General features: G+C 44.3%; 16 protein-coding genes. 8 read left to right on the top strand and 8 right to left on the bottom strand.

The features are described 5' to 3' along the window. Window positions 1–59 precede the first annotated feature (59 nt). Window positions 60–887 (bottom strand): hypothetical protein, encoded by an 828-nt coding sequence (locus tag VIM87_RS30835; protein WP_332000707.1) that lies wholly within the window; start codon window positions 885–887, stop codon window positions 60–62. Here VIM87_RS30835 and VIM87_RS30840 point away from each other — a divergent pair. Continuing rightward, window positions 886–1,971: a serine hydrolase domain-containing protein gene (locus VIM87_RS30840; protein ID WP_332000708.1), complete on the top strand. Its 1,086-nt coding sequence runs from the start codon at window positions 886–888 to the stop codon at window positions 1,969–1,971. The two genes, VIM87_RS30835 and VIM87_RS30840, sit on opposite strands and share 2 nt — an antisense overlap. A 40-nt stretch (window positions 1,972–2,011) precedes the next feature. On the opposite strand, the gene VIM87_RS30845 is transcribed toward VIM87_RS30840, so the two are convergent. From VIM87_RS30845 to VIM87_RS30855, 3 genes are all read right to left on the bottom strand, one after another. After that, window positions 2,012–2,479 carry a DUF1772 domain-containing protein gene (locus tag VIM87_RS30845; protein ID WP_332000709.1) on the bottom strand — a complete coding sequence of 156 codons (468 nt, stop codon included), beginning with the start codon at window positions 2,477–2,479 and terminating at the stop codon, window positions 2,012–2,014. A gap of 151 nt (window positions 2,480–2,630) precedes the next feature. After that, window positions 2,631–4,172, bottom strand: a complete 1,542-nt coding sequence (locus VIM87_RS30850) for an FAD-dependent monooxygenase (protein WP_332000710.1) — start codon at window positions 4,170–4,172, stop codon at window positions 2,631–2,633. A 40-nt stretch (window positions 4,173–4,212) separates the two neighbouring features. Further along, window positions 4,213–5,031 carry a helix-turn-helix domain-containing protein gene (locus VIM87_RS30855; RefSeq protein WP_332000711.1) on the bottom strand — a complete coding sequence of 273 codons (819 nt, stop codon included), beginning with the start codon at window positions 5,029–5,031 and terminating at the stop codon, window positions 4,213–4,215. A gap of 126 nt (window positions 5,032–5,157) precedes the next feature. On the opposite strand from VIM87_RS30855, the gene VIM87_RS30860 reads away from it, so the two are divergent. The 5 genes from VIM87_RS30860 (at window position 5,158) to VIM87_RS30880 (ending at window position 7,542) form a co-directional block, all read left to right on the top strand. After that, window positions 5,158–5,538, top strand: a complete 381-nt coding sequence (locus VIM87_RS30860) for a DoxX family membrane protein (RefSeq protein WP_332000712.1) — start codon at window positions 5,158–5,160, stop codon at window positions 5,536–5,538. Window positions 5,539–5,561: 23 nt separating this feature from the next. Further along, window positions 5,562–5,882, top strand: a complete 321-nt coding sequence (locus VIM87_RS30865) for a metalloregulator ArsR/SmtB family transcription factor (protein WP_332000713.1) — start codon at window positions 5,562–5,564, stop codon at window positions 5,880–5,882. Then, window positions 5,879–6,382, top strand: coding sequence for an SRPBCC domain-containing protein (locus tag VIM87_RS30870; RefSeq protein ID WP_332000714.1), 504 nt, complete (start codon window positions 5,879–5,881; stop codon window positions 6,380–6,382). The genes VIM87_RS30865 and VIM87_RS30870 overlap by 4 nt, the downstream gene beginning before the upstream one ends. Before the next feature lie 160 nt (window positions 6,383–6,542). Then, a complete protein-coding gene (locus VIM87_RS30875; RefSeq protein ID WP_332000715.1) occupies window positions 6,543–7,058 on the top strand; it encodes a methylated-DNA--[protein]-cysteine S-methyltransferase in 516 nt (171 codons plus the stop codon). A gap of 157 nt (window positions 7,059–7,215) precedes the next feature. Beyond that, entirely contained in the window at window positions 7,216–7,542 is a 327-nt protein-coding gene (locus VIM87_RS30880; protein ID WP_332000716.1) for a S24 family peptidase, read from the top strand. Between the two features lie 93 nt (window positions 7,543–7,635). On the opposite strand, the gene VIM87_RS30885 is transcribed toward VIM87_RS30880, so the two are convergent. Then, window positions 7,636–8,115 carry a lipocalin-like domain-containing protein gene (locus tag VIM87_RS30885; RefSeq protein WP_332000717.1) on the bottom strand — a complete coding sequence of 160 codons (480 nt, stop codon included), beginning with the start codon at window positions 8,113–8,115 and terminating at the stop codon, window positions 7,636–7,638. Between the two features lie 86 nt (window positions 8,116–8,201). On the opposite strand from VIM87_RS30885, the gene VIM87_RS30890 reads away from it, so the two are divergent. Then, complete coding sequence (locus tag VIM87_RS30890) at window positions 8,202–9,071, top strand: AraC family transcriptional regulator (RefSeq protein WP_332000718.1); 870 nt, start codon at window positions 8,202–8,204, stop codon at window positions 9,069–9,071. On the opposite strand, the gene VIM87_RS30895 is transcribed toward VIM87_RS30890, so the two are convergent. Next, complete coding sequence (locus VIM87_RS30895) at window positions 9,068–10,474, bottom strand: hypothetical protein (RefSeq protein WP_332000719.1); 1,407 nt, start codon at window positions 10,472–10,474, stop codon at window positions 9,068–9,070. The two genes, VIM87_RS30890 and VIM87_RS30895, sit on opposite strands and share 4 nt — an antisense overlap. A 153-nt stretch (window positions 10,475–10,627) precedes the next feature. Then, window positions 10,628–10,999: a helix-turn-helix domain-containing protein gene (locus VIM87_RS30900; RefSeq protein ID WP_332000720.1), complete on the bottom strand. Its 372-nt coding sequence runs from the start codon at window positions 10,997–10,999 to the stop codon at window positions 10,628–10,630. Between the two features lie 137 nt (window positions 11,000–11,136). Here VIM87_RS30900 and VIM87_RS30905 point away from each other — a divergent pair, with 137 nt between their 5' ends. After that, window positions 11,137–11,754, top strand: a complete 618-nt coding sequence (locus VIM87_RS30905) for a DUF2306 domain-containing protein (protein ID WP_332000721.1) — start codon at window positions 11,137–11,139, stop codon at window positions 11,752–11,754. On the opposite strand, the gene VIM87_RS30910 is transcribed toward VIM87_RS30905, so the two are convergent. Then, window positions 11,755–11,992: LytTR family DNA-binding domain-containing protein (locus tag VIM87_RS30910; RefSeq protein WP_332000722.1), on the bottom strand; the 238-nt coding region annotated here is incomplete at its 5' end.

The raw sequence follows: 11,992 nt of genomic DNA on the forward strand, positions 1-11,992 counted from the left end.
CATCGTAAAAGGTGCGGTTTTTTTATGCCTGGTTGTAACGTCCCGATAAGGATCTGTCTTCAACAAATCATCAACAACCTATTCTGCCCCGATTTTTCCCTTGGTGCCCGATGAATACAGGGAAGAGCTTTACTTTCAGGATGATCAACCACCAACCTCCATAGGTTACCAACACCTAAGCTTATTGGCCGTGCATCAGGCTTCGCTTCATAGTGCAGATCAAAGGAATGCTCACTTAAGAATGATTCAAAACCTTCATCTGCTCCATGATAGAGCTTTTTGAGCTCATCACGTATTTCCGGAATAAGCACTTTCTTTTGGCCTTGTGAATTTGGCAATATTTCACTGGACTCGCCATAGTAGGTACATAAAAAGGTATCAACTGGTATGGGAGAGCGGTCTACATGAAATGAATAAACATCGGTTGGAAAAAATGTATCATCCCGGTCGTAGTGGTTGATTACATTAAGGATTGGCGATGCGCCATGAGCTTCCAATATCTTCAGGTCATGTAAAAGGATTTCACGGGCCAGTTGCCCTTGTTCACTCAACTGAAGCTCACGAAGTTCCGCTGGTTCAATTTCTGTTATATTTCCGCTTAGCGCTACCTTTTTAACGATCTCAGAAAAATCACCTGTTAGCTTACGGGTCCAGCAAATCGCATTAATTTCTCCGGTAAATGGCGTAGAAACAAGGTCCTGAAAATTCGTGACATAGTGAATGTGTTTCTCAGCATGAGATAGATCTGTCATAACAGGTAATATAAATAAAATATCCGGGAAGAGAATTTGCCTATATTCATAGAGGCTGCCATCAATAAAAATACCCCGGCCGTTTGCAGCTATTTTTCGACATCCATGCCCAGAGATGCAAAACTCTAATACCATGAGATCATTTATTTTATTCCTGACACTCTTTTTTTTACCGTGTGCGGTAAATGCACAGCAGGACAGTATTGATATTTTTATAACCAGCCAAATGAAACAGCAGGGGATTATTGGATTATCAATAGGGATTATAAAAAATGGTACCGTAATAAAAGCGAAAGGTTATGGACAGGCAAATATTGAATTGAATGCTGCTGCATCGGAAAAAACGGTTTATAAGATAGGCTCCGTCAGCAAACAATTTATCGCAGCGGGTATCATGAAACTGGTGCAGGATGGTAGGTTAAACGTATCCGATCCAATAACAAAATTTATAAAAAGCGCGCCTGCAAAATGGAATGCTATTACGATCCGTCATTTACTAAACCATACTTCCGGATTGCCAGTAGAGCCACCGGGCTTTGACGGAATGAAGGAGCAGCCAGATTCTGTTTATATCAAAGCTGCATTTGCCGATAGTTTGGCTTTCCCCACTGGTTCAAAATTCGAGTACAGTAATTTTGGCTATTTTATATTAGCAGATATAATCAGGATCACTACCCACCTGTCCTTTCCGGATTATATGAAGGAATATGTTTTTGATGAATGTGGATTGAGCAGTACCAGAACAACCTCCCTGGAAGCAATAATTCCGGACAGAGCGGCTGGTTATATAAAGAAAGCGAACAATTCCATAATAAATGCACCAAATTATATTGCGCTACGGCCTAGCGGAGCTTTCCTTTCAAACATAAATGATCTGTTGAAATGGGAAATAGACATGCAGCATAACAAATTGCTCACACAAAAAAATTGGGATCAAATGTGGGGTGATACCATTAAAACCCCTCTTAAAATGGATGATGAAACCATCTATTATGGTTATGGATGGATGACAAACAAAGTGTCCGGGAAACAGTTTGTACATCACGCAGGCTCATTGCCTGGTTTTAAATCTGTTTATTTTCGTTATATCGAAGATAAAACAGCAATCATTATTTTAACTAATGCAGATAATGCCGATACATACGGACTAGCATTTGGAGTATCGGATCTATTGAAGACAGCTAACGAACAATATGAAAACGGCGGCCGGCAAAAATAAGCGGAGGCGCCATTCCTGTCACCTCCGCTCATTGCTTTCATCAGAGATAATTGACCAGGATCAGACCTGTGATCGCTACCAATAGCAACGCCGCCCGTAAGTTGATCACTTTATCCCATCGCTGCTGCAATTGCCTGACATTATCTACTAACCTGCCGAATTTTACACCTTCGACCATGATGTTATTTACTGGTTTGGAGATGGTAAGGTAAACGAAGAGATGCACCAGCAAGGCTGCCAATGATACTATAGCTAATTGCCCTGAGAGGGTTCCAACCCCGGCAAATATAACCTGCAAGAGGGTTGTTACTACTGCCGTAACACCGATAACAGGCATCCGGGCGTCGGCCACCTCGTGGAAATGACCCATCACATCGGCTATGGATGATTCTTTACTTTTAGCAGCGGCTTTTTTGCCTACCAAAGCAAAAAATACATCGGTACCGAATACAACGGCTGTAGCAACTATTGCTGTGCCATTTAAAATATGGAATAATACAGTTTTCATTTGCTTTAACTTTTTTGTTAAGCAAATTTCCCACGACAAGATCTTTTATTCATTCACCCAGGTTAATTAATGTTGCGGGGTTGTTCTTTTCAGGACCATATGTGGGCCATATTAACAACCGCTTAAGGTGGGTTGCTACCTGCTCCCTGAATTAAACAAACCAGCGGGCAGCAGCCTTCCGTAATTCGATGCAATCAGGTTCACCATCAGCAGCCCAGGCAATAATCCCATCAGGACGGATCAGTACAGCGCTCAGGCCTAATTGCTCCTTTGCCCGGCCTGAAACATATTTCATCCGCTCACCATACTCTCCTGCCAAATTTTTAAGTGAAGCATTCATCTCAAAATCAAGCAGTATCCCTTTGCCATCGTGCATTAGCTCACCAATGGCTGTACCATCTTCCAGCACAAAGTCAGGAACGCTGTATCCTGCCATCGGGTGGCCGCTTCCAAGATCGTAATGCGTGAAAACGCCCCACACCCGTCCTGCAAAGTAGGTGGCGCCGTCGCGCGTATTTATCAGGTCACGGATAATGGCATGCAATGCGCGGGCATGTGGATCTGGCCTCATGATCGCCACCTGGGCGCGTGACCAATCCAGCACTTGCACGCCAATTGGATGCCGTTCAGTTTGATAGCTGTCCAGTAAACCTGCCGGTGCTTTCTGCCGGATGGTTGCAGCAAGCTTCCAGCCCAGGTTCATAGCATCGCCCAGTCCAAGGTTAAGCCCCTGGCCTCCCAACGGTGAATGAGTGTGCGCGGCGTCGCCGGCTAAAAGTACCCGTCCGTTACGGTAGCTGGTGGACTGCCTTGCGCGGTCAGTCCAGGTAGTTGCAAAATGCAGGGTGCTGATAGTAACATCGGTATTCGAAATGCGGCGTAGCACTTCCTGTACGTGCTCGCGCGTGACCGGCTTTTCTGAGCCATGAAATGCCCCGCCGTCAAAATCCTGTATCGCCAGGTAACCCGGCTGCGATTGCAGGTACATACCTCTTGGTGTCAGATTACGGCCAGGGTTCAGCTTTTCAGGGTCGGCGATGTCCACTTTAACAGAGTAGCCGGTAAATTCCGGCTCTGTACCAGCAAAGTCAAAGCCACCTGTTTTGCGAACAACACTACGGGCGCCATCGCAACCCACCAGCCATTTACTTTGGAAAGATTGTTCACCTGATTGAACTGTTACTCCATCTTCTGTTTGATGAAAGCCGGTAATGGCGTGCCCATGCCTGATTGTCACACCCAGGGATACTGCACGGCGGGCCAGCACGGTTTCCAGCTCCTCCATTTCAGCAATTAAATTGGTATCGGTGGAGCCAGGCAGGCGATACTTCCACTGTGAGGGATCAATATCGCCATCATGGAATGGAATGCCGGCGAAGTGGCCTGCGTGGCGGCGTGGCCCTTGTACGGCGTTTTGATGAGGATTTTTAAGACGTTTGGGTATTTCAAGCTCATTGAGTAACCCGCGGCGGTAAAGGGCTTCAACAGAGAGTGCATTCAGCCCCCGTATCCCAAAAGGAAGCTGCTTTAACGGCGAGTGCAGATGCGCTGCCTTTTCCAGTATCAGAACGGAACATTTGGCCAGGGCCAGCTCACACGCAAGGAAAAGACCTACAGGGCCCGCGCCGGAAATAATTACATCGTAAATAGCATGATCTTGTGCGGGTTTCCTGCTTTCAGGTATTGTGTTCATATAAAATTATTGAAACACAAAATTCCGGAATGCTTTCGCATCAGGCTTGTACAAACGCGACAAAATCGTTGCTTACAGCCTGTTGGCCTTTCTTTGCTTTTCGCGCAAATGCCGCGGGCGTAGTGCCGCTGTAACGTTTAAATTCTCTGCTTAAATGGGATTGATCCGTATAGCCGAACTCGTGAGCCAAGCCGGCAATGTTGGAGTCCGGATGATGCCATAATTGGTTACGTACCTGCTCAAAGCGTATCAGGGCGGATACGTCTTTAACCGTATGACCGGAAGATTGCTTGAACTTCCTTTCCAGTGTACGAACCGTGGCATGAGCTGCTGCCGCTACCTGGCTTACCGGGATGCTGCCGTTTGCTTCCCGCATAGCAACTCCCGCTTTAAATAACATACTGTCAGCAGGGATCCGCGACCGTGCATCCAGGAAATACTGTTTTACCCGGGCAATGGCTTCCTCTGTTCTGCCGGCCTGAATATAATTATTCAAGGTAGATTGAAGCTGGGCTACCGGATGCTCAAACACATGTATGCCGCCCTTACCGGATGGTAGTCCGAGCAGATCGAACACCGTCCAGGGAAAGCACCTGATACCAATGATCTCTAAACGGTTTTTCGAGTAAAAAGTAACCGGCTGATTGAGCAGGCCCACCATAAATGGTGAGGGTAATGGCTGCAGGTCTCCATTATAAGAAATGCTGCAGGGGCCTCCAAAATGAAAAATGATTTCAGCGTAACCATCCGGAACTACCTCAAATCCTGTGGATTGTTCTCCGAAGTCTTTGGTGTTATGCCAAAAGCACTTTATGGTATCCCGTAGTTCTTCGGGCGCTTCAAATTCCTGGTGCTGCATATTGAAAGATAGGATATTTAGGGAGAATAGGTCTCCTGATAAGTTTTTTGAAAATAAATTTGATAAACCGAATGGTTGCGTTTATATTTGCAACCGAATGGTTTATTATATAAAATAACAACAACTATGAAAAGCAAGATCCTTTTTGTTTTATGCCTGCTGGCAGGCCTGATGTTTATAAATGCAGGTTTGGATAAATTCTTCCATTATATGCCGGTCCCTAAGGACATGCCTGAAAAAATGGTAAAAGCGGGAATGGCATTTGCCGAAATAGGCTGGCTCATGCCGCTGGTTGGCGCCATAGAAATTCTGGGCGGTTTGTTATTGATCTTTAGCAGGACCAGGGCCCTGGGCGCCATTGTTATTTTACCTGTTTTAACGGGGATCCTACTGGCTAACATCAGCATGGCTCCGGCTGGTTTGCCCATCGTATTTGCATTGATCGCAATCGTTTTGTGGGTAATTATTGACAACAGGGAAAAGTACCTGCCGATGATCAGGAAGTAATCACAAATCAAAATGACACTTCAGTGAGAAGAGATATTTTTCAAGCCATTGCCGACCCGACACGAAGGGCCATCCTGGTTTTAATTGCGCTGCAGGCAATGACACCCAGTGCCATTGCCGAGCATTTTGACATGACACGGCAAGCCATTTCAAAGCATATGAAAATTTTAACTGAATGCGAGCTGGTGAAACAGGAATACCAGGGCAGGGAAATATATTATCAACTTGAAGTTAACAAAATGAAAGAGATCGATAAATGGCTGGAACAGTTCAGAAAGATCTGGGAGAGCCGATTTCAACAATTAGACCAACTTTTATTAACAATAAAAAAGAAAAAACAATGAAAAACAATTTGCAGTTTGACTTCATTGCGGATAAGGAAAAAAATACGCTGACGATCAGACGTGAGTTTTTAGGAGACCGGCCATTGGTTTGGGATTGTTATACCAAAAGTGAATTGCTTGATCAATGGTTTGCGCCCGCCCCGTTAACCACCAAGACTAAATCAATGGATTTCCGTGAAGGAGGCCACTGGCATTATGCAATGGTAGAGCCCAACGGAACAGAATACTGGGGTTATACTGAATACGTGAAGATAAAGCCCGTTGATTATTACACCTCTTTAGACGCTTTCAGTAATGAAGCAGGTGAAATAAACAAAGACCTGCCCCGTGCAGAGTGGATCGTAACTTTTACCGATAAGGGAGAAAATGCTTTGGTAGAAACCATTGTTACCTACAAATCTCTTTCCGACCTGGAAACAGTTATTCAAATGGGTATGGAACAGGGCATGATGGCAACACTGGAAAAACTGGATACATTATTAGTTACCTTAAAAAAGTAAAAGCGCCGGAGCCTGCAACTGTAATCACAAAAAATATGGCTATATAATTAAAAGCCGCATCAGCAATGGTGCGGCTTTTTTGTATAGTCACCGTTTCTCCAAAATATTTAACTTGCTATACATAAGCCAAGGCTGCTTGTAAAGTTTAAAACTCATTGCAATGGAATATCAGTATAAATACATGCATTCTCCCGTGGGCAGGTTAACACTTATCGGTAGCGCCAAAGGCCTTGCCGCCATTCTTTGGGAAAATGATAACCCGAACCGGGTACATGCAAAAGCTGATGTTGAGAATAATAACCACCCCATACTGCTTGAAACAGAGCAACAGCTGAGAGAATATTTTGAAGGAAAGCGCAGCTCCTTTTCTTTAGAGCTGGACCCGGTCGGAACAACCTTTCAGAAAGAAGTATGGGACGCCTTGCTGACCATACCTTATGGGGAAACCCGGAGTTATACCCAGATCGCCAACCAGCTGGGCAACCCTAAAGCAGTACGTGCAGTAGGTGCGGCCAATGGCCGTAACCCCATTTCAATTGTTGTTCCCTGCCATCGTGTTATTGGCGCCTCCGGAGGGCTAACCGGTTTTGCGGGCGGGCTTGAGGCCAAAGCCAGCCTGCTATCGCTGGAAGGTGCAAAAGGTACGCAACCTCAAATGACAATCCCCTGGCAGTAAGCAACATTTAAAAATATCGGGCCCGCTAATCCTGTATTAGCGGGCTTTTTCTTTCCTGGTCCATACTATTTTTCAAATAATATTCATCTGCGCAGCTAGGTTGCGCAGATGGATAATTCCTTTGTGATCAAATAATAACCAATGAAAATTTCAAAAAATGAACAAGTACGAAAGATTGAGATCCGACCTGGAATCAACAGGAAAGGGAAAAATGAAAGCATTTGGCAGCTCTATGTTGCCCATTCTGAAAAGCGGCAGCCAGCTAACCTTTGAAAAGGCGCCGGAATACAAGATTGGTGATATTGTATTCTGTAAAGTAAAAGGGCGGTACATTGATGCGCATAAGATCGTTAAAACAGATGCGCATAAAGGCTTCCTGATCGCCAATAATCATGGTTTTGAGAACGGCTGGACCCGGACCATTTACGGGAAAGTAACTGTAGGTGAATTTCAAAACCAGGTTATTTACGAAGCAAAGCGATGAACCCCTCCATTAAGTGGCAACGATTTTTTTAATAGTTGCCCCACAAATTTCTCCCTATCCCCACTATATCTTCCCTTTATTACAGCAGCATTCCTACTTTCTTTTCCAGGTTACTATTGCAGATGCGCCTCCATTCGTAGTGTTCTTCGAAAAAATCCGAAGGAGATCTCCCGTTAAGGTATAGGAAGATTTAAGCTCCCGCCCCTCCCAGTTTGGGAAAAAAGCATGCTCCACCTGGTAAGTAATGGTATGGTTCTTTTCGTCAATGAGGAATTTACCGAAATGCGAATTGTTGCCTTGTACCAATGCCGCATTTTCTTCCGGTGTTGCCGTGTTTTTATTATTGGAAGCAACTTTCGGCCGGGCAGCTTTCATAATCTGTACGGCATAATCTCCATTCTGCTCCAAAACAAGCAGGCCCTGAGGCGCCTCTCCGTAGGGGAACGTTTTACTGTTATCGGGATTGGTATTTTCTACAGATACCAATGACCACGCACCGCTGAACTTACTGGTTTGCGCCCATGTGGTAACGGACATGATCAAAAGGCCTGATAATAAAAGATGCTTTTTCATAGTAATGAAGTTTATAGATCAAAATTATACAAGGCGGAGTACCTGATCCTTGTACTATTTTTCATTAATACTGTACTTTTACAACCATGGCCAAACAGAATTTATATAAGCCTTTTGAGATTGAGTTCAAACAGCAGGAACAGTTTCCTCCATCCGTTAAAAGCAACAATTTTTTTGAGCTGATCTATATTGTAGAGGGTACCGGCATCCAATACGTTAATAAGAACAAGTTTAACTACCGCAAGGGAAATCTGTTCTTATTAACGCCTCATGACCAGTATTCATTTGATATTTTAACGGCTACGAAATTCTTCTTCCTCCGCTTCACTAAATTTTACCTGGAAACAAAAAAGGGAAAAGATAAAGAGGCGGTACAGCAGGTAGCCTACATTATTAAAAATGCAAGCCACCGGCCGGGCTGTATCTTAAAGAATAAAGCGGATAAGCCCTTTATAGCTTCCCTGATAGAAAATATTCTGCAGGAGCAAACGAACCAGCAGATCTACTTTGGCAAAATAACAGAGCAAATAGTAGATACTATTATTACTGTTGTAGCAAGGAATATTGCACTAAAGCTTCCCAAAAATGTAAAGGAAAGCACTGGTGAGCCTGTGCTGGAAATACTGCATTATATACAGGAGAACATTTTTGAACCTAAAATGCTTAAGGCCGAAAACCTTAGCAAACACCTGGGCATTTCATTGAGCTACCTGGGCCGTTATTTTAAAAAACAAACCGGAGAAACGCTGCAGGACTATATTTTAAACTACAAGGTGCGTATGATAGAAATAAGGCTGCTGAACAGTGATATGCGCATTAATGAAATTGCCCACGAGCTGAATTTTACAGATGAAAGTCATTTAAACCGCATCTTTAAAAAACTAAAAGGAATGAACCCGTCGGAGTACAGGAAAAAGAATGCTTTGCCCGGGAACACATCCGGTGCAATGGCTTAGAGATCAGTGAGCCTGTCTAAGAATGCAGGGTATGAGCAGGAATCAGCGGCTTGTAAATGTATTTGTTTGAAAATTTCTAGGTGCTGCAGCTCTGAAAGGCTGGCATTCTTTTTTCCAAAGGATTCAATGGCAAACGTGAACCAGGTGGTATTATTGATTATAACAGTGGTGTACTCTATCTGAAAACCTTCGGGCAGCTCTTGGTCTGCAGCATATTGATTGATCCCGGGGTTTATTGTGATCTTGAGCGCCTTGCGTATTTTGGTTACATTCAGCTGTGTATAATTACGATGGATCAGCTCTTTTTCCAGCGAGCTTCCTTCCAGGTTATTAAGCACCCATTTATACCAGTATTCCCCTTTACCGGCAACGGTATCGCTTAATTGCGTTGTTCCAAGGTCCGTGACCTTTTGTTTTATCTCAAATTTTTCATTCCGCTTTTTAATGCTGATATCTTTATTGCCACGTTTTAAAAAGTAGGTATCTGTGCGCTGCTCTGTAGTGCCATTCACCTTTTGAAGATTAGTATCAAACCAAAGCATTAGGTTAGGGTCTTGCTCTTTTGTGAACCACCGCAGCTCCGCGCTTTTAAAACCAGGCTCGCCCTGCGCTGAAACCGGATGCCGGTAAAAGGGATTAAAGCAGAGCTGTATAACCTTACCCAATTTCCCGGTGAATGCAAAAAGCTGGTCTGCCAGCAGCTGCCTCCTGTGTAGCTCGTAACGGCTAGTGGGCTTATCTCCGGTGGCGATCCGTTTTCTTGAAACATCAAAATATGCATCGGGGTCAGGCCTTTCAGGGAACTTTTTTTCTGTAGCAATTATAATATATTCATAGGCTCTGGCAATAGAGTGTTTTCGCTGGGTTAAATAGCGGATCAGGGAAAAAACGGAAAGCAGCAGCAGGGGTAACATCAGCAGGGGATTGAACCGGATGATAAGCAGTCCTGCAATAAGAGATACAATCACCATGCTTCTGAAGAACTTGGATTCCGCCATTAAGCGTTCCACTTCTTCATACATGGGCGGATGGTTCTTCAGCAGCCAGCCACAGCTCCACTTAAAGGCATTGATAACTTTCCGGCTGGGAATACCGGTTTGTTCGGCTTTAAGCGCTACAATGTAGGCCGTAAGCTCGGCATTGCTCCAGAAAACCCTGCTCACATTTTCATACACCCATTCATCCAGGTAAGAGGCCAGGAAATAAATAAAGCAGCCTAATATATAAGCAATGGCAATAAAGCCTATATACAGCGCAGCATCTTTTGTTGCCAGGTTGGGAAAGCTGGATCCTATAATGTCAATGTATCCTTTGAGGTATGGCCGCAGAAATATGAATAAAAATCCTCCCGGCACAAGAATGGTCATCAGATCAAGGATGCCTAGTTTAAGCTTGTCTCCCATACAGTATTGTTTGACCTTTTGAGAACTGGGGTAGTTCCGGTATGCAGTGTTTTGGGGCAGCCGGATTATCTGAAATATACAAAATATAGCGCACAATCCTGCAGGTTAGGGCAGCCGGTTGCCGGAAGCGCAGTCATTCTTTACCTATTTTGCTTAGATGCATATCACCCGCTTTTTCTTCTGATGCTGAGCGTCATGTACTCCATCTTTATTTTGTAATCCCCAGCTGTTCATTAAGGAAAGGATGGGTAAAATGCTTTCTCCTTTTTCAGTCAGGTAGTAAGCGGTGTACAGCGGAAAGCCGCTGCCGGTTTCTTTATATACAATTCCCGCCATCTCCAGCTCGCGAAGCTGTAAGTCTATCACTCTGGGCGTTGCCTCTGTAATTACCTTGTGCAGCTCACTTGGCCGCCTGAAGCCCTTGTCTATGGCGTCTATAATACAGGGTTTCCATTTTCCGCCAAAGCTTTTCATGGCAATGGTAATGCCGCATTCCAGGTCTTCGGGTAGCTTCTTCCGGTACATTTTTTTTCAGCAATTTAATGCTAAAACAGCAATGTATCCATACTGATAAATTTATCAGTATCCGAATAATTTATCAGTTATTGATCCCGGCAGCCCGGTAAAATATGTTTGCATAAAAATTATTTATAGCAATGGCAATGCAGCATAATAAAAGCACACAGGAGCTGTGGAGATTATTTTCCGGGATCATAGTAATAGCACTTTCAGCTTATTTTTTGTTTGGGGCAGCACACTTTTTTACACTGGATCCAGGCCTGCTGGGTAAATATGATAAAACCAAATGGATCTTATTACTGCATATTACCGGTGGTGGAATTGCGCTGTTAACCGGCCCGCTACAGTTCTGGGAAAGGTTCCGGAACAAACGTTGGGTATTGCACCGGCAAGTGGGGAAAGCATACCTGCTGGCCATTTTGATCAGCGGTTCCTGCGCTGTTTATTTATCCTTTACAACGGCGTATGCAGTGGGGTGGTCTTATGCTTTTACGCTGCAGGTGTGGGTGAGCGTATGGCTAACGGCCAGCTTCCTGGCTTATCGTACCGCAGTAAAGAAAAAGTTCAAATTACATACGGAGTGGATGACCAGGAGCTACCTGGTAACAGTTGCATTTGTTATTTCCGCGCTTTTGAACAAGCTGCCTTTTATCCAGGATAAAGGCAGCTTTGCGGAAGTATCTCCCTCTTTATTCTGGTTTGGCTGGGCCGTACCCTTGTATGTGTATGAAATAATATTGTCGCTGCAAAGAAAGCAATGATCAGGGTAGCAATAGTTTAGCCTTAATGATATCCGTATAAGAGTAAGCGCTTTTTATCCTGGAACCTTTTGCATCCTGCATTATGATCATAAAGGTACCCTTAAAGTATTTCTGTATTTCCCGGATCTTTAGCTTGTTAACAATAAAGCTCCGGTGAATGCGTACAAACTCCGCCGGCAGGCGGCGTTCCAGGTAGCTAAGCGGGTATTCGATCAGCTTTTCCTCTTCTTTGGTATGG

The organism is Chitinophaga sp. (genome assembly GCF_036569125.1).
Lineage (GTDB): Bacteria > Bacteroidota > Bacteroidia > Chitinophagales > Chitinophagaceae > Chitinophaga.